Raw genomic sequence first — 17,315 nt, 5'->3', positions numbered from 1 at the left:
ATGATCTTATTGCAAACATTGAACATAAGCAAATCATTCGGCGCCACTCCGGTGCTTTCCAATATTAATATGGTACTGCAGACAGGCGAACGGATTGGACTGGTCGGCGTGAACGGCGCTGGAAAATCGACGCTGCTTAAAATTATTACGGGCCAAATCCTGCCGGACGAGGGAGAGATCCAGAAGGCAAAAGATACGACGCTCGGTTACCTGGCCCAGGATAGCGGTCTAGATACGGAACATACTATCTGGAAAGAGATGATGACCGTATTTGAACATTTTAAGGAACAGGAAACAGAATTACGCCGCCTTGAACAGAAAATTGCTGATCCCAACATTATTGCCGATGCATCCCAGCACGAACGGCTGTTGAACGCTTACTCCCAATTAGCCGAGGAGTTTAAATCGAAAGGCGGCTATCAATACGAAGCAAAAACCCGTTCTGTTCTGCACGGCATGCGCTTTTTTCCGGAAGATTATGATACGCCGATTCATCAATTAAGCGGCGGGCAAAAGACGCGCCTCGCGCTGGCCAAACTACTCCTGATGGAACCAGATGTCCTAGTTCTGGACGAACCAACTAACTATCTCGACATTGGAACGCTCGGCTGGCTTGAAAAATACCTGTCAAACTATCCGGGCGCCCTGCTGGTCGTATCGCACGATCGCTTCTTCCTCGATTCGCTTGTCAATATTATTTACGAACTGGAACGAACCCAGGTTACGCGCTATGTCGGCAATTACACTGATTATCTTATCCAGAAAGGCGAGCGGGTACAGCAACAAATGAAGCAGTACGAAAAACAACAGGCAGAAATTTCGCGCATTGAGGAATTTATACAGCGCAATATCGCCCGCGCTTCTACGACCAAACGCGCGCAAAGCCGGCGCAAAATGCTGGAACGGATGGAACCGATCGAAAAACCAATCAGCGAATTGAAAAAAGCACATTTCTCCTTCGATATCGAGAAAGTAAGCGGTAACCAAGTGCTGACTGTACAAGATGTTGCGATCGGATACGGAAATACGCTGCTCGCTCAGAACCTGTCGTTTGACATCAAACGCGGGGAACGTGTAGCACTGCTCGGCCCAAACGGCCTTGGCAAATCCACCTTGCTGAAAACAATCGTTAAACGAATGCCGCCGCTCGCCGGATCAATTCAGTACGGAAGCAATGTCATGCTTGGCTTTTATGATCAGGAACAGGAAGATTTAAATCATGCGAAGCAAGTGTTGCACGAACTGTGGGACGAATACCCGACCATGCAGGAAAAAGACGTTCGCACCGTGCTGGGCAACTTCCTGTTCAGCGGCGATGACGTGCTTAAGAAAATTAGTGAATTGAGCGGCGGAGAGCGGGCCCGTGTCTCGCTGGCCAAATTAATGCTGCAAAAGGCGAATTTCCTGATTCTGGACGAGCCAACAAACCATCTTGATCTATTCAGTAAAGAAATTCTCGAAGAAGCGCTAGAAGATTATCCTGGTACCATCTTTTTCGTATCACACGACCGGTATTTCCTTAACAAAATCGCGACCCGGGTGCTTGAACTGACTCCGAACGGCGTTATTTCTTACCTCGGGAACTACGATTATTATATGGAGAAAAAGCAAGAACTGGAGGAATTACAGTCAGCTGCCCTTGCTCCAGCGAAAGCGGTTCAGAAACAAGAACAGCATCCTGCTCCCTCCTCCAATAAAGAAAAGTTCCTGCAAAACAAAGAAGCAAAACGGGCGGAACGTCAACGTCAGCGCCGCATCGAAGAACTGGAAAGTACGATCGGACAGCTGGAAGAAACGATCGCCTCGCTGGAAGAAGCATTATGCAAACCAGAAGTATTTCAGGATCACGAAAAAGCGCGGGAACTTCATGAGCAAATGGAAGCAAAAAAAGTGGAACTGGATACCTGTCTGGAAGAGTGGGCGGAATTACAGGAATAACTACAGCGGCCGCAAAACCTCCCGGCTTATTCACCGCGGGAAAAAAATTGCGGCCGTTTTTTCGTATGTAAACGGCAAAAAGATGAAACACAAAGTTTAGCCTCTGCTTTTGTTATGATAGCGCTAGTCAACCGTATTTTCATTCCGCAACAAAACGTACAAAATGGGGACGAGCGCGTACAGCATGGCCAACGCGGCAGCAATAATACCCGAATCATTGGTGAACAAGGCAACAAACGAACCAAACGCGATCGTCTTTACTCCGGCGATAAAAAAAGAAGAAGGTGAAGCTAATTGTTTTACTTTTTCCCTCTTCCAATACAAAAGCAGCAGGCTGACGGTCAAACCAGCAATAAACAATTTACTCCATATGGAAGTCAGAATTAAGCGCCAGTTCATCGTTACCTTTCGCTCTATAATTCTCCCGATTTCCGCCCAGTTTCCACCCAGCAGTTCTCCGACCGCCCGACCAATGTGTGACTGTTCTTGCGCGGCGAATTGATAATTCAGCCAGAACACCAAACAGGCCGCTGCTAAGCCGATAGTTACAACCAGTACCACACGCCATATTCGCATGGAGCACCCGGAAAAAGCGAACACGCCATATACAAGAGCAGCCAGAAAAACGAGAATTCCCCCTGCTTTGCTTCCCCCTGCTGGCCAAGCCATATACAAAATGAGTATGGCGAATAAAACAAGCATAGTCGCAATGAGAAACCCTCTTCTCTGTTTCCCCCGCAGTTCTCCCCACATTGCCAAACTTAGTACAACACTGCCCAGCATAACGCCCATATATTCATTACCAATTCCATAATAACGAGCGCCAATAACCGGGTCATATCCCAGATAAGAACGCCGGATCAGCTCGCCTCCCAACAAACCGTCCGCCAGAACAGGAAGCCACCCTGCAAGGCCAACGCATAAAAAACAAAGACCAAACGACGTTTTTCGTAGTATATATGCCAGACAACTTCCCACGCCGCCCAGCAAAAGCACTGTGAGTAAAGGTGATGGCAAATACGGCAAGGCAGAAAGAAACAGAAGCAGACAAGGCATCAGCAAAACGAATAACAAACAACATTGGAGCGCCGGTGTGGCTTTTCTTTTTATTTCTTCTGCTTTCCCGCGCAAAAATAAAGAAGCGGGTACAACTAAAATCACAATGATAGAAAAAACTATATACGGATATAAAACAAACGGTCTTGTAGCGTAAATAGCATCCACCAGTTCCGCTGTACGCCAAAATGAATCATGGGATACCGAACGCGAACGATCAACTCTAAGCGGCAGTCCTTTCATTTCGGGAGGGAGCTGTATTCCAAGCCAGGACAGAACGGACGGGGCGATGTCAATGTTGGCCGCAATTCCCGGTTGCCTTGTCGTACCAGACGTGATCACCCCACCGTACCTTCCGGCTTCCCACAAAAGTACAGACGCCATTCTTTTTTTGGCGACGATTTCGCTGTCAGGAAGCGAGGCAGAAACAAGCAGTAGGCGCTGCCGGGGTTCGGCTTCCGCAACCAGTTTTCCCACAAACCCTATCATCTCATGCACGATCTGTTTGCGCAGGAGAGCATATCGCTCGGTATCCAGCACGCTTTCATATTTCCCTAATCGCCGCAAATCGCCCAGTTCCGCTACAATTAGGCCAACACCTCTGGCTTTCCATCGCGCCATATGATAGTACATGAAAGAGTAATCTGTTTTTCTTTCTCCTGGAAAAAAAGCATGGCGGATCAGCGTTTCCTCCCCAACCCATCCTTCAGGGGTGATCCCCTTTTGATTCATCGTAATCAATGCTGCCAAGCGGCTGATTTGGCTATTTGTATCGCTGTTACCAATAACGGCTCTGGAAATTCCATGCCTTTCCAGTGTTTCTCCTACTAACCCCGGCACCGCCCCTGTATTTTTTTGTTCATTGCTTCTCCGCAAAACGGCCATATAAGGAAACAGAACTGAGCCGTTCCGCAACGTGGGAGGTATTTCTCCCGTATATTGACGGTATAAGGCAATTCCTTCTCCATTGCGTCCGTGAATTCCGTATGCGTGCCTTCCCCATTCTGAGCCTGCCGCGCGCGTTCCCGCGCTTATCGTCAATACATTGTGAATATCTTTAAGAGATAGGGCACTTCTTATATTTAACTCCCCCAGCGCCGCCTGTTTTAAGAAAGGAAAACGCTGCGAATCATATGCCTCGCGAACATCTTCCCGGGTAAGCTCCGGCACGAGAAACAACATAACGGAAGATCGGTTTTGGGAAAGAACATTTGTGGCAAAACATAAACAAGAAGCGAGAAAAAAACTACAAAACCCAACAACAAGAATCGTCTTTTTTCCCAACCCGCTTCTCTCCTTTTCCACATACACACAGCTTTATCCACACCTCTTAACACAAATAAAGGTTGGTAAAATAGGTTATCCACTAATTTATCCACATTATCCACAAATCTATGGATAATGTTATTCAGCATATGTCCACAAGTTTTGACAAAAAGCTACACGTAGAAAAAAGGCAACCCTGTACATAGGATTGCCTTTTCAAGCGAGAGGTAAACCGGGAACACCGTTCAACGTCATACTAGCTAGGTTTCCCTTTTTATATTCAATATAGCCAGCTCCAGCAATCATCGCTGCATTGTCGGTGCAAAGCGAAAGTGGCGGAATGATAAGTTCCACGCCTTCCCGCGCCGCCCGCTCGGACAACGCGCGGCGCAAACCTTTGTTAGCGGCCACACCGCCGGCCAGCAAAAGCTGTTTTACCGGGCGCTCATTAATTAGCCTAAATGTTTTATCTACAAGCACTTCAATGACTGACTCCTGAAAACTGGCGGCCAGATTCTTCGGTTCGATGGACTCTCCCCGTTGCGCCGCATTGTGTAAAGTATTCAAAACCGCCGATTTTAAGCCACTAAAACTAAAGTCATACGTTCCTTCCAACCAGGCGCGCGGCAACGGAATGGACGGTTCGCCCTCATGCGCCAGCTGATCAATATGCGGGCCACCCGGATACGGAAGGCCAAGCGAGCGGGCCACTTTATCGTATGCTTCGCCTACCGCGTCATCACGCGTTTGTCCAATAATTTCATAAGCACCATGCTCTTTCATATAAACCAGTTCCGTATGCCCGCCGGAAACAACCAGCGCAAGCAATGGAAATTCCAATTCCTTGACAAAACGATTGGCGTAAATGTGGCCTGCGATATGATGCACGCCTACAAGCGGAATCCCGCGTGCAAACGAAATCGCTTTAGCTGCTGCCACACCGACCAAAAGCGCCCCTACAAGTCCCGGACCGTATGTAACCGCAATCGCATCAATATCATCCAACGTAAGGTTCGCTTCCCGCAGCGCTTGATCAATAATTAACGTAATATTTTCAACATGGTGCCGCGAAGCAACTTCCGGTACTACACCGCCGAAACGTTTATGGCTTTCGATCTGGGAAGAAATCACATTAGAACGAATCGTATTCCCGTTCTCGATAACGGCGGCCGACGTTTCATCGCAGCTCGTCTCAATGCCAAGAATACGGATCGGCTTCCCGGATGCCAGCGCTTCTTCACGGCGCTTGTAAACTTTGTGTTTCCAATTGTTCATTTTTTATTTCACCTGCATTTTCGAATACCTTGGAATAAACGTGCTTGTATACAATTATACACAACATAATGGTTATATTATTGCAAAAGCTCAATATCTTTCAAGAAACTATTAGTGGTAACATAAAAACCGATAACCTCATTCTTATCATTAAAGACAAAAAAAGAAACCCTTATAAATCAAAGGTTTCTGTCTCGCAAACATTCTCTTTTAATGTTGCCCACATAATAATCGCGTCTTCTCCATTGTCCGTGTAATAACCGGGACGCACCCCTTCTTCGACAAATCCAAGCTTCCTGTACAACCGCTGCGCCACTTCATTGCTTTTGCGCACTTCCAGCGTCATGCTAGCGGCGCCGGAACGGATGGCCAAGCCCATTAATCGTCGCATCAGACGTTCCCCGAGACGCAAACCGCGATAATCGGGATGAATGGCAATATTCGTAATATGAGCTTCGTCCAGTACAAGCCACATTCCGCCATACCCGATAACTCGCTTGTCTTTTTCAATTACGAAGTAACGGGCGAATACGTTATTTTTCAGCTCATTGATGAAAGACTCGCGCGACCACGGGGTAGGAAACGAAAGTTGTTCTACTTCTTCAATATCGTCAAGGTCTTTCATCTCCATACGGCGAATCATAAATTCTTGTTCCATCGTACCGTCCGTCCCCCTACTTCTTCTGACTGGCGAGCCACTTCGCTTCCGCTTCCGCCAATTGAAGATAGACCGGAGCAAAGGTTTGCGTATTCTCCACTCGCCCTTCACGCAGCGCTTTCCATCCCGCCGCGCCAAGATGAGCGGCACGCGGTATTTGATACGACAGCGGCGCAAATACAGCCCTCGTACCAAGTATTTCCTGGATGGTCTCTTTATGAAGCGCCACGTCATCACCTAAAAAGAGGACAGGCTCTTCCGTTGCGATCGTCTTCCATTCTTCTAAAGCTTGGCGGAACAACACAATTCTCTCTGGTTCCGCAAGCTGTACGCCTCCCTCGGGAACAGAACGATAGACGCCTGTATACACTTGTCCTCTGCGCGCGTCAAACAACGGCACAATCATGCCTGGAAAATATGCACCATTCCAGGCCAGCACCTCGAGGCTTGATATACCGATAAGCGGAATATTAAGCGACCAGGCCATACTTTTGGCGGTAGCCACCCCAATGCGAACCCCTGTATAAGAGCCCGGCCCGCGTGCAACAGCAATTGCGGAAAGTTCCGCCGGATCGACTTCCACTTCCTTCAACAGCTGGTCTATCATTGGCATCAAGCGAACACTATGGTTTTTCTTTAAATTTGTCGTGCATTCCCCAAGAACTTTTTCCTTGGAACAAATAGCGACGCCCAGGCTAAAGTTGGATGTATCAATCGCCAGAATCATCATGTTTTATCGCCTCACATAATATTTGGTATCGGCTCCCTATCGGGGTAAAAATAAGTGTCCTCTCATCCTCAGCGCCGCGCTTGATTACGATTTCACAGCGTTCTTCAGGAAGCTGCTCAGCAATCATTTGCGGCCATTCTATAACCGTAACGCCATCGCCGTAGAAATATTCATCAAGCCCAAGATCTTCCGCCTCATCTTCTATACGGTATACATCCATATGATAAAGAGGCAAACGTCCTATATATTCTTTAATAATCGTAAACGTCGGGCTATTCACGACGCCCTCTATTCCCATGCCGCGGGCCAATCCTTGCGTAAAACTCGTTTTTCCGGCTCCCAAGTCTCCGGACAAAGTAAATACATCTCCTGGTTCTACCCGTTTTCCCAGCTTCTCAGCCAGCGCCTGCGTTTCTTCTACGGAACGGGTGTAAAATGTATACGTTTGCCTTTTTTCCATTTTTATCACTTCCTATACAAACTTACCGTTCATGTAAAATGATTATATCCTTTTTTCTCAAGCTGCGTTAGCTTTCCATTCCATTTCCGCAACCATACCTGTGCCTTTCCTTCCTGTACTTCGCCGATCCAGTAAAGCGGAAGGGCAGCCTTCTCGAACATTTCAGAAAGCTTTTCTTTGGCCGCCGCAGGCGCACATCCGATCAGCTGATAATCTTCGCCCCCGTAAAAGGCCCATTGTAAAGGATCCTTTCTGCTAACTTTAGCGTAGCGCTGAATACAATCACCGAGCGGGATGTTTGCTTCGTCCAGCACTAACACCACATCGCTTGCTTCAGCGATTTCCCACGCTTCGCTCGCCAGCCCGTCGCTGATATCGTTTAACGCAATGCGTATTTCGCTTTGCGCAAGCATTCGTCCGGCGTCTACTCTTGGTTCCGGGCGGCGGTGACAAGAAGCAAGAAATTCCCACTCATTTGGAATGTTATGCACTCCCCACCTCTCTTGCAAAAGTACATCCAACCCGGCTCCTGAATTTCCCACTGTTCCGGTGACAAATACGAGATCACCCGGCTGGGCACCAGAACGGCGGAGCGCTCTCCCCTGTTCCATTTCTCCAAGCACCATAACTGTGATAGTCAGGGGGCCCGGCATGGCCACTGTGTCTCCGCCAATAAGCGCCATATCGTAACGCATGGCTAATTCCGTCATTCCTTTGTATATTTCTGCAACCTCTTCTTCCGTCCATGTGCGCGGCAATCCAAGAGAAACAAGATAAAACAGCGGCATTCCACCCATCGCCGCAATATCGCTAATGTTTGACGCCAGCGCTTTATGGCCAATGTCAGACGGCAGCATCGTCTGCCGTTTGAAATGCACATCCTCGATCATTGAATCACAGCAAACAACCCAATCATATCCACTTCTTCCGGCGACGACGGCGGCGTCATCCCCATTTCCGACGGCAATCCGCCCTTTGAGCGCCTGCGGTATGGTTTGCCCGCCAGTTAAATACGAAATTAACCCGAATTCATCACGGCGTTTTTCCGTCATTGTATTCCCTCCATTCACGCAACAGCAGGCGTCCCCTGCACTTTCCACAAACGTACCTGCAGGTATTCATTCTCCGCCTGCGCAAATAGCGTGTTCCGCAATCCCTGCATATCAATTCATAGCGGTACGTCTCCCGCTTCCGCTCAGGCGCTACCGAACGGCAGTATCGACTTCCACCAACCTCTTTCAACAACCGTCGAAAATCCGCGTCTTTGTGCTTGTATCCCCGGCCAGTCAGATGCAAATGATAATGGCAGAGTTCATGTTTAATAATACCGATAAGCTCATTCATTCCGAACATTTCATAATGCTTGGGGTTTAGCTCAATGTTGTGCGTCCCAAGTACATAGCGCCCCCCTGTTGTTCTCAAACGCGGGTTAAAGTACGCCCTGTGCGCAAACGGGCGCCGAAAAAATTTCGTAGAGATTCGCTCCACCAATTTCTGCAATTGTCCATCCGTCAGTTTTTCCATTTCTTCTCCTCCCATTCTTGCGCCGGGACGAAACATACGCTACACTGTGAACGTACATACGACATATACAAAGCAAGGGGGAGCCGTGTTATGCGCTATTGTATTTTATCAGTGGAAAATAAACTCCAATTTGTCGCCATGCCTTCCGGCTATATGTATCAGCTTATTGCCCTTTTACGCCGATTGCATAAAGAAATCGACAAACTAACGGTCGCAGAACGCCCCGTTCTGCCGCACATTATTGCCGAATGCAGTGATATCGAATTGCATGATACAAATGCCCGCATTATCCAGGGCATCGATTACCTAACCAACCTAGAAAAGCAATTCGCCTCACTAAAGGAGGAACATTATCCTCTCATCTCGCTGCTGACTGAAATTCGTGCCCTCCACGCGCAACTCGAATATCTGGCAGAAGAAAATGAATACGAGTAACATCCAAGCTCCAGTGACATATAGTAGTAAAAGACGCGCGTACCGTATTCCGCTTTTTGGCCTTACTATATGTCAACAGGAGGAATAAGGATGCCTCAATGGTTAAAACGTCAACTGATGAAAGCTTTTCAAACAAAAAACCGGAAGCAAATTCTACTGCTGAACGATTGCTGGTTCTTATACAATGACAAACAGGGGGGCCGCAACTGAAGCTTTTACGGCCTCCCTGTTAACCTCGACTATTGCACGGCTTCCGGTCCTAGCATCGTGAGGCCGACCCGTCCCTTTTCCACATCAATGTCCTTTACCCAGACGGTAACAATTTCGCCAACGGATACGACGTCCAGCGGATGTCTAACAAAGCGACGGCTCAATTGAGAAATATGGACAAGTCCATCATTTTTCAAACCGATATCCACAAATACGCCAAAATCGACTACGTTGCGTACTGTACCTTGCAGTTCCATCCCCTTCGACAAATCTGTAATATCTAATACATCTTTTTTCAAAAGCGGTGCATGCAATTCTTCTCGCGGATCTCGTCCTGGCCGCAGAAGACTTTCGATAATATCGGTGAGCGTCGGTTCGCCAATGCTCAGCTTCTGCGCCATATCCTTTACATTGACTTCCTTTAGCTTTGCTTTTGCCGCCTCGCTCGCAATCTCGTCCGTCCGAATTCCGAGCTCTTGCAAGAGAACAGCTACAGCCGGATAAGATTCGGGATGAATAGGAGTATTATCAAGCGGATTTTCGCCATCCGGAATGCGCAGAAACCCTATGCATTGCTCGTATGTTTTGGCACCAAGGCGGGGCACCTCTTTTAGCTGGGCACGCGATACATATTTCCCTAGTTGTTCGCGGCGAGACACAATATTTTTGGCCACCTGTTTGGTAATGCCCGACACGTATTGCAGAAGCGAAGGTGAAGCGGTGTTGACGTCCACGCCCACATAATTCACCGCTGATTCCACAACAAATTGCAGGCTATCTGCCAGCCTGCTTTGTGACACATCATGCTGATACTGGCCGACGCCGATGGATTTCGGGTCAATTTTTACGAGTTCTGCAAGAGGGTCCTGCAAACGACGACCGATAGATACAGCGCTTCGCTCCGCCACATCTAGATCCGGGAACTCTTCCCCTGCTAATTTGGACGCGGAATAAACACTCGCGCCTGCTTCGTTCACGATAATATAAGAAATATCACGATCAATTTCTTTTAGCATGTTAGCGACGAATTGCTCCGTTTCTCGAGAAGCGGTACCATTACCGATAGCGATGACCTGCACCCCATACTTTTCGATGAGTTCTGTAAGCACACGCTTCGCTTCATCGGTTTTGTTCTGTGGCGGCGTCGGATAGACAACAGCTACTTCCAGCAATTTGCCCGTCTCATCCAGAACCGCCGTCTTGCATCCGGTACGGTAAGCTGGATCAAGTGCCAATACAACACGATTTTTTAACGGCGCCTGCAACAATAGCTGACGGAGATTTTCCGCAAAGATATGAATCGCCTGTTCTTCAGCTTTCTCTGTCAATAGGCCACGCACTTCCCGCTCAACCGCAGGCGCAATCAGCCGCTTGTAGCCATCTTCTAGCGCGGATTTTAGTTGCTCGGCTGCAATACTATTTTTGCGAATCCAATTTCGTTCCAAATGTTGCAATATCGGAGCAGAATCAAGCGCAAGCTTTACGCGCAGAATCCCTTCCCGTTCCGCCCGGTTTACAGCAAGAACTCGATGGGGTGCCATCCGGCTGACCGGCTCGCTATACTCGTAGTACATTTCATACACTTTTTTTCCGGATGGTTCATCTTCCTTCTTGGATGTGATAAGCGTCGCATGCTTCATCGTATACTCCCGTACCCAACTGCGCACATCCGGGTCGTCGGCTACCTGCTCCGCAATGATATCAGATGCGCCCTGTATCGCTTCTTCCGCTGAAGCAACCCCTTTTTCCTGGCTAATATATTTTGCTGCTTCTTCCTGCAAGTCACCTGTACAAGCCATTAACATGAAATTTGCGAGCGGCACAAGCCCCTTCTCTTTCGCCACCGTCGCCCGCGTCCGCCGCTTTTGTCTAAAGGGACGGTATAAGTCTTCTACTTGTTGTAATTTTGTCGCGTCCCGAATTTGTTTTTCCAGTTCTTCTGTCAACTTGTCCTGTTCAGCAATCAGGCGAATGACTTCCCCTTTTCTTTCCGCAAGTTGACGCAAGTACTGAACCTGTTCCTGAATGAAACGAATTTGATTTTCATCCAGCATTCCTGTAGCTTCTTTCCTGTAACGGGCGATAAACGGAACCGTACTACCTTCATCAAGCAACGCAATGGTCCGCTCCACCTGTCCGGAAGTAATTTGTAACTCATCCGCAATAACCGAAGCCATCTGTTTTATTTCCATAGTAACAATCCTTCCGCGACTTTTTTATAATGAAAAAAAGCTACCGTATTTCACAGCAGCCTTTCGAGAAATTATAAAAAACGAATCTTGTTTAAAAGTCAATAAGTCCCAAACTAATCTGAAGAGCTTCATTTACTCGCTCCATCATCTCTTCATCAAGGTGTGTGATCTTATCCGTTAATCTCTGTTTATCAATCGTCCGTATCTGCTCAAGCAGGATAACAGAATCACGGTCAAATGCGTATGTCTTTGCATCAATTTCTACATGGGTAGGCAACTTAGCTTTTTGGATTTGGGCCGTAATGGCTGCGACGATTACTGTCGGACTGAAGCGGTTTCCTATATCATTCTGTATAACCAGCACAGGCCGGACTCCGCCCTGCTCCGATCCGACAACAGGGGATAAATCCGCAAAATATACGTCGCCACGCTTCACGATCACACACTACACCCCGCTCACTAAACGACCCAATGTCAAATCCGCTTCTTCCTCAGCCTGAAAAGCCTCGCTCGCGATGTCTAGATTAATATTGGCCATTTCCATATATCCACGCTGCATCATTTCACGAATATGCCGCTTCTTCCGCTCTTTCAAATATAATCTCATTGCCTGACGGATAAACTCGCTGCGATTAGATTTTTCTTTCTCCACCAATCCATCGACTTCCTGCAATAGATGCCCCGGCAAGCTAATCATAATTCGCTTCGTGTCCATTTTAGACAAGACCATCGCACCTCCAACACCAACACTGTACAACTTTTTTCTAAGATGAAAGACCGCGCGTACGTCTCATTACCAGTATGTCGTAATGGGTACAGAATTATACTTTGCACGGTTTTTTAGCGGGAAGATTCGACTTCCCTTCTTAGTATTCGAGTTATAATAGCAAATTCCTGCATCTCTTCGCCATTTTTAGAAGAGATTTTGATTCTTACTGATTGTATCATGATTCTTCCTGCGTCACAACAGTAGGAATCGACGCATGAACTCCCTACTCCTTACAGAAGTCTGGTAATATGTGATTGTTTACAGCAACAATGCGGCCATTTTCGTAATATACGCGTGGAACCCGTTTGCTAACCATGCATGTAACCTCATAGTTAATCGTCGTCAGCCATTCCGCCATCTCATCTACCGAAATCTCTTCGTTGCCCTGTCGCCCGATCAAAACTACTTCCTCTCCCGCAGCTACATTCGGAATGTGCGTAACATCAATCATGAACTGATCCATGCAGACACGTCCAGCGATCGGCGCTCGATAACCTTTAACAAGCACATACCCCTTATTCGACAGCAAACGATTGTATCCATCCGCATACCCTGCCGGAACGGTGGCAATAACCGCATCTCGTTTCGCTTCATAAGTCGCACCATAGCCGATTTTTGCCCCGGCCGGCACTTGTTTAACATGACTAATCCGCGCCTTCCATTGAAACGCAGGCGCTAGCGGGATACCTGTCGTTTTCGAGTACCTAGAAGGATACTGGCCATACAAACTAATACCCAAACGGATCATATGACGGCTTTGCTCCGGGTAGAACATGGCCGCTGCGCTGTTATTTGTATACAGGAGTGGAACCTTCATTCCTCTTTCCTCCAGACTATCCACAAAGCGTTGGAACATCTGAAACTGCTCTTTTGTGTAGGTGCCGTCCTCCTCATCAGCTGTTGCAAAGTGAGTAAACATCCCTTCGACCTCTACCCACGGACAATCGCGCACCGTTTCCATGAATGCTCCTAATTCTTCCTCGCTCCGCATACCGATACGTCCCATGCCTGTATCCACTTTTATGTGAATTTTTGTCCGCTTTTTTTGCTTTTCAGCTTCCTGAGAAATTTTCCGCAACATCTCCAATTGATATACTGTCATAGTGATGTCATGTTCGATGGCCAGCCTGATTCCCCGGGTAGGAAATGAACTGAGAACAAGAATTGGCGCTTCAATTCCTTGGTGACGAAGTTCCAACGCTTCATCCAACAACGCGACCCCCAGCCAATCAGCGCCTTCCTTAAGCGCCCGCCTCGCTATTTGAAAAGCACCATGACCATAACCATCCGCCTTAACAACCGCCATAATTTTTGTTTCTGAAGGAATGTGCTTACGAAATGTTTTAATATTTCTTCCAATGGCGTCTAGGTCGATTTCAGCCCAGACATCCCGATAGAATGCTTCCATCGTCTATTTCCCTCTTTTCTGTACACGTGCGATTTGATTGTCCAACTCTTCAAGAAACTCTTTCGAAGCCATAATGTGATATTTCTTCCCGTTGGCCCGGTACGTCGAATTCCATGTGCTTGTGCGCTGTAGTTCATGCAGCGGCACACTTTCTTCAGTCTTACCTATACGAATTAGTAAATGGGTGCGGGAAAGCTTATATGCTGGATGGAGCAATACTTTATAAATAAACGGGGCAAAACCAACGATAACAATAGCAGCTACCATAGCGACAATAAACACAGCTACGCTGCTTTTCGGCAGCAAACTCAATATGCCAAACATCACAAAAACATAAAGAATGGTTTCAATGAACTTGTACTTGAATGGGCGCCTTAAATAAATATCTTTAGCGCTTGCCTCTTCATGTCGCAATACGTTTCCCTGACGATATTTCTTCATAGCAGTCCTCCACTCCACACTAAATTCTGCAACGTCATTTGCAAACATAAAAATTGTTGCTCTAAGCATCTCCACGAATAGGATACCGAGCAACGCCGTCTTTCATCCCACAGTTAAAGCCAGTGAGCTTTCAGACAGCATCTTCTGTAAAAAAGTACATTTTATTTTTATTTTATCATAGCAACTGAGAAGACTCCCACTTTTAAACAAAGTGAAGTCTGGTGAAAGGAAAAGGCTAAGGATTCCCGCCCGTAATTCCACTCTGAGTACATACCTTATTTCTCACGATAGGAATGACACATACACTGTTTATATAGAGTGCACAAATTTATATAACTAAGGAGGTGACCGGTTTGACAAAAAAAAGAAAGAAGAAAAAGCCGGCAACCGCAGTAAGCAAACGGCTTACAGGATTCAAACAGTCACTGTATGAAATAGAAAGCCAGGTGAATGAGACAAAAGAATCTGCAAGTAAAATCGAAAAAGCATTAAATCAAACAAAGTCGGTAGCCCGGAGAACGCGACCAACGAGAAGCAAGCCACGACAACGCCGCCGTATTAACCTCTTTCCGTTTCTCCGTCGTAAGAACCAAACTTCAGAAAGCGGAAGAACCCGTACAAAAAGAAACGATAGCAAAGGGTTAGATGCCGCCGCACTAATAGAAATACTGCAAAACCCTGCGGTACAAACATTAATAAAAAAGGGCCTCAACAGCGGTGTAGTGACAAAGCTAGGAAAAACAAACAACAAAAAGCCAAATAGAAAAGAAGGCCTTTCTGATACGCTAAGCGGAATTGATTTTGCCGAAATCACCAAACTTTTACAAAATCCAATGGTACAGTCCATGCTGAAAAATATGTTTTAATAAAGAAAAAAGCACTTTTCCTCTTTACTGAAGAGGAAAAGTGCTTTTTAACATAACACGCGAGAAGTCCCCTTCCTCCACGCCTCCGACGTAGGTGGGGGATGAATCGCTATTCATGTTAAATTTCACCTGTATTTCAAATTTCGGCATTCGTTAAAATGAAGTTTTCTCATCAGCTAATGGAACCATCAGCATTACAATAAAATTCTACGCTTTCTGTAACTGTATAAGTTACTCCAGCTATTGTAAAATATCCTGATACAATAATAACATATGTACGACCACCATCAATTAGCCGTACTTCATACCCTGTTTGTTTCCAGCTTCCACCAGTTGTTACTTTCGAAGTTATAGATTTAATTCCCGCAAACATTTGTCTCTCATAAATATCACTATATTGTGTCTCAAAAGTTCCTGTAATGCTTAACGTTTGATAAGTTCCTCCAGCCTTAAAAGTTACTGACTTCGTTTTTGAAACAATAGACTGAGGAGTAATGACACCTGCCTGTGGTTTAACAACATTCTCTTGGTTTTGAGGCGAAGCCGCCAATGACTCTTGCCTTACCCCAAACGCAACGGCTGTAGCAAGCGATGTTGCTAAGACTCCTTTTACCATCCTACTAATAGTTTTAGTTTTCATAAAATTTCACCTTTTAATTTTCTTCTTACAACTCATAATATAAAATATCAAAAAAATGGATGTCAATAGTTTTTTTGTAAAAAAATACAGAAAGTGATAAAAAAACCAAATAGTTTTAAAATAAGTCCTCGAAATACAAAACAAAACATGTAGATTCTATCGAACGCATGAATCCCAATATATTTCGATTCACTTTTTTATATAGCATAAGCCGTCTAAAACCATTGGTTAATCTACTCAACCCTTTTCTACACACTACATTGGTGCATATTACCATTGTAAAAGTAGACATTTTATGATTTAACGTCTACTTTTAATCAATCATTATTAAACAATTTTTTACAAGGCTACAGTGTGCAAACTATCTAATCAATTCGTCAATCCTTTTAATTCTTGTAAAACACTTCTTAAAGGAACATCTGTATTGTATTCTCTTGAAGGCATCTTAAAAGCGTTTATCTCTTGTGTTTTGAATGACAAGTAAATGTCGAACGGATTCGTTGCATACATATCCATTGAAACTTCATTTAAAAATTTAGGCTTTTCGGATTAAGTAGTGAAATATAGACATTTGAAATGCTTTTAAAATAACAATTGTTTCACAATAACACAAACTACTAAATAAGGAAGGGGAATGAAAATGCAAGATATGGAACAATATTTGAAGGACATGGAATTGATTAAAGAAAAAGAAAAATATTCACTTTACTTCAATAGAGAAGCTAATGAGGTCGCTATATATAATGGCGATGATATTTGGAGTATTAACATTGATGAATTAGGTGATTTAGCTTTTAATAAGTAATACACAGTACGAAGATTGTATGCAGTAAAAATAGTATGTCATAAAACTTTTATTAGTAGGCTTTCCACAAACCCAAAGTCTCCTTTTTGATGCCGATGGTGGGAGTCGAACCCACACGGGGGGTACCCCACACGATTTTGAGTCGTGCGCGTCTGCCAATTCCGCCACATCGGCATAAATGGCGTGCCCGGAGAGACTCGAACTCCCAACCTTCTGATTCGTAGTCAGACACTCTATCCGGTTGAGCTACGGGCACATTATTAAAATGAAGAAGCCTGAAAATACAACTAAGTAAAAATGAATACAGATGGAGCGGACAACGAGACTCGAACTCGCGACCCCAACCTTGGCAAGGTTGTGCTCTACCAACTGAGCTATGTCCGCATTTTAATTAAATTGGTGCGGGTGGAGGGACTTGAACCCCCACGCCGAAGCGCTAGATCCTAAGTCTAGTGCGTCTGCCAATTCCGCCACACCCGCATGAAAGTGGTGAGCCATACTGGACTCGAACCAGTGACACCCTGATTAAAAGTCAGGTGCTCTACCAACTGAGCTAATGGCTCATCAATGGCTGGGGTACCTGGATTCGAACCAGGGAATGACGGAGTCAAAGTCCGTTGCCTTACCGCTTGGCGATACCCC

The 17,315-nt window shown here is 46.0% G+C and carries 18 protein-coding genes and 6 tRNA genes (1 of these 24 cut by a window edge); 5 read left to right on the top strand and 19 right to left on the bottom strand.

All coding sequences use genetic code 11. The features are described 5' to 3' along the window. Complete coding sequence (locus K3F53_RS02485; protein WP_220559295.1) at window positions 1-1,938, top strand: ABC transporter ATP-binding protein; 1,938 nt, start codon at window positions 1-3, stop codon at window positions 1,936-1,938. A 123-nt stretch (window positions 1,939-2,061) separates the two neighbouring features. On the opposite strand, the gene K3F53_RS02480 is transcribed toward K3F53_RS02485, so the two are convergent. The 7 genes from K3F53_RS02480 to K3F53_RS02450 all read right to left on the bottom strand — a co-directional run bounded on the left by K3F53_RS02480 (window position 2,062) and on the right by K3F53_RS02450 (window position 8,898). Next, window positions 2,062-4,278 (bottom strand): hypothetical protein, encoded by a 2,217-nt coding sequence (locus K3F53_RS02480; protein ID WP_091260569.1) that lies wholly within the window; start codon window positions 4,276-4,278, stop codon window positions 2,062-2,064. 198 nt (window positions 4,279-4,476) lie between these two features. Continuing rightward, entirely contained in the window at window positions 4,477-5,535 is a 1,059-nt protein-coding gene (tsaD, locus tag K3F53_RS02475; protein ID WP_057899967.1) for a tRNA (adenosine(37)-N6)-threonylcarbamoyltransferase complex transferase subunit TsaD, read from the bottom strand. A gap of 172 nt (window positions 5,536-5,707) precedes the next feature. Then, window positions 5,708-6,193 (bottom strand): ribosomal protein S18-alanine N-acetyltransferase, encoded by a 486-nt coding sequence (gene rimI / locus K3F53_RS02470; RefSeq protein ID WP_057899968.1) that lies wholly within the window; start codon window positions 6,191-6,193, stop codon window positions 5,708-5,710. Window positions 6,194-6,209: 16 nt separating this feature from the next. Continuing rightward, window positions 6,210-6,923: a tRNA (adenosine(37)-N6)-threonylcarbamoyltransferase complex dimerization subunit type 1 TsaB gene (gene tsaB / locus K3F53_RS02465; protein ID WP_091260567.1), complete on the bottom strand. Its 714-nt coding sequence runs from the start codon at window positions 6,921-6,923 to the stop codon at window positions 6,210-6,212. Further along, on the bottom strand, window positions 6,904-7,383 hold the full coding sequence (gene tsaE / locus K3F53_RS02460) for a tRNA (adenosine(37)-N6)-threonylcarbamoyltransferase complex ATPase subunit type 1 TsaE (protein WP_057899970.1): 480 nt from the start codon (window positions 7,381-7,383) through the stop codon (window positions 6,904-6,906). Before tsaE ends, tsaB begins: the two co-directional genes overlap by 20 nt. Window positions 7,384-7,412: 29 nt before the next feature. Then, the gene (thiL, locus tag K3F53_RS02455; protein ID WP_057899971.1) at window positions 7,413-8,435 is read right to left on the bottom strand and encodes a thiamine-phosphate kinase; all 1,023 of its coding nucleotides are present in this window, start codon (window positions 8,433-8,435) and stop codon (window positions 7,413-7,415) included. Then, a complete protein-coding gene (locus K3F53_RS02450) occupies window positions 8,416-8,898 on the bottom strand; it encodes a SprT family protein (RefSeq protein WP_057900438.1) in 483 nt (160 codons plus the stop codon). The genes thiL and K3F53_RS02450 overlap by 20 nt, the downstream gene beginning before the upstream one ends. Window positions 8,899-8,997: 99 nt before the next feature. On the opposite strand from K3F53_RS02450, the gene K3F53_RS02445 reads away from it, so the two are divergent. Together K3F53_RS02445 and cmpA are read left to right on the top strand one after the other, a co-directional pair. Further along, window positions 8,998-9,342 carry a hydrolase/acyltransferase gene (locus tag K3F53_RS02445; RefSeq protein ID WP_091260566.1) on the top strand — a complete coding sequence of 115 codons (345 nt, stop codon included), beginning with the start codon at window positions 8,998-9,000 and terminating at the stop codon, window positions 9,340-9,342. A 90-nt stretch (window positions 9,343-9,432) separates the two neighbouring features. Then, a complete protein-coding gene (cmpA, locus tag K3F53_RS02440) occupies window positions 9,433-9,552 on the top strand; it encodes a cortex morphogenetic protein CmpA (RefSeq protein ID WP_091260565.1) in 120 nt (39 codons plus the stop codon). A gap of 29 nt (window positions 9,553-9,581) precedes the next feature. On the opposite strand, the gene K3F53_RS02435 is transcribed toward cmpA, so the two are convergent. The 5 genes from K3F53_RS02435 to K3F53_RS02415 all read right to left on the bottom strand — a co-directional run bounded on the left by K3F53_RS02435 (window position 9,582) and on the right by K3F53_RS02415 (window position 14,362). After that, a complete protein-coding gene (locus K3F53_RS02435) occupies window positions 9,582-11,744 on the bottom strand; it encodes a Tex family protein (RefSeq protein ID WP_091260564.1) in 2,163 nt (720 codons plus the stop codon). Window positions 11,745-11,835: 91 nt separating this feature from the next. Further along, window positions 11,836-12,186, bottom strand: coding sequence for a type II toxin-antitoxin system endoribonuclease NdoA (gene ndoA / locus K3F53_RS02430; protein WP_057899974.1), 351 nt, complete (start codon window positions 12,184-12,186; stop codon window positions 11,836-11,838). Window positions 12,187-12,189: 3 nt separating this feature from the next. Next, window positions 12,190-12,474 carry a CopG family ribbon-helix-helix protein gene (locus K3F53_RS02425; RefSeq protein WP_057899975.1) on the bottom strand — a complete coding sequence of 95 codons (285 nt, stop codon included), beginning with the start codon at window positions 12,472-12,474 and terminating at the stop codon, window positions 12,190-12,192. Between the two features lie 262 nt (window positions 12,475-12,736). Beyond that, a complete protein-coding gene (alr, locus tag K3F53_RS02420; protein WP_057899976.1) occupies window positions 12,737-13,921 on the bottom strand; it encodes an alanine racemase in 1,185 nt (394 codons plus the stop codon). A gap of 3 nt (window positions 13,922-13,924) precedes the next feature. Then, window positions 13,925-14,362, bottom strand: coding sequence for a hypothetical protein (locus K3F53_RS02415; RefSeq protein ID WP_091260563.1), 438 nt, complete (start codon window positions 14,360-14,362; stop codon window positions 13,925-13,927). 353 nt (window positions 14,363-14,715) lie between these two features. On the opposite strand from K3F53_RS02415, the gene K3F53_RS02410 reads away from it, so the two are divergent. Further along, a complete protein-coding gene (locus K3F53_RS02410; RefSeq protein WP_220559294.1) occupies window positions 14,716-15,228 on the top strand; it encodes a hypothetical protein in 513 nt (170 codons plus the stop codon). Between the two features lie 172 nt (window positions 15,229-15,400). Here K3F53_RS02410 and K3F53_RS02405 read toward each other — a convergent pair whose 3' ends face one another. Continuing rightward, on the bottom strand, window positions 15,401-15,868 hold the full coding sequence (locus K3F53_RS02405; RefSeq protein WP_091261626.1) for a hypothetical protein: 468 nt from the start codon (window positions 15,866-15,868) through the stop codon (window positions 15,401-15,403). Between the two features lie 640 nt (window positions 15,869-16,508). On the opposite strand from K3F53_RS02405, the gene K3F53_RS02400 reads away from it, so the two are divergent. Further along, window positions 16,509-16,673: a hypothetical protein gene (locus K3F53_RS02400; protein WP_156424103.1), complete on the top strand. Its 165-nt coding sequence runs from the start codon at window positions 16,509-16,511 to the stop codon at window positions 16,671-16,673. A gap of 90 nt (window positions 16,674-16,763) precedes the next feature. Here the strand turns inward: K3F53_RS02400 and K3F53_RS02395 are convergent. The 6 genes from K3F53_RS02395 to K3F53_RS02370 form a co-directional block, all read right to left on the bottom strand. Next, a tRNA-Leu gene (locus K3F53_RS02395) sits at window positions 16,764-16,847 on the bottom strand. A gap of 5 nt (window positions 16,848-16,852) precedes the next feature. Beyond that, window positions 16,853-16,929 (bottom strand) — tRNA-Arg (locus K3F53_RS02390). A 52-nt stretch (window positions 16,930-16,981) separates the two neighbouring features. Beyond that, a tRNA-Gly gene (locus K3F53_RS02385) sits at window positions 16,982-17,057 on the bottom strand. 13 nt (window positions 17,058-17,070) lie between these two features. Further along, a tRNA-Leu gene (locus K3F53_RS02380) sits at window positions 17,071-17,153 on the bottom strand. A 7-nt stretch (window positions 17,154-17,160) separates the two neighbouring features. Beyond that, window positions 17,161-17,236, bottom strand: a tRNA-Lys gene (locus K3F53_RS02375). Between the two features lie 5 nt (window positions 17,237-17,241). Next, window positions 17,242-17,315 (bottom strand) — tRNA-Gln (locus K3F53_RS02370) (it continues 1 nt past the right edge of the window).

The sequence above is a fragment of the Aneurinibacillus thermoaerophilus genome, assembly GCF_019603355.1.
GTDB classification, from domain to species: domain Bacteria; phylum Bacillota; class Bacilli; order Aneurinibacillales; family Aneurinibacillaceae; genus Aneurinibacillus; species Aneurinibacillus thermoaerophilus.
This window is presented reverse-complemented; position numbering and strand designations above follow the sequence as displayed.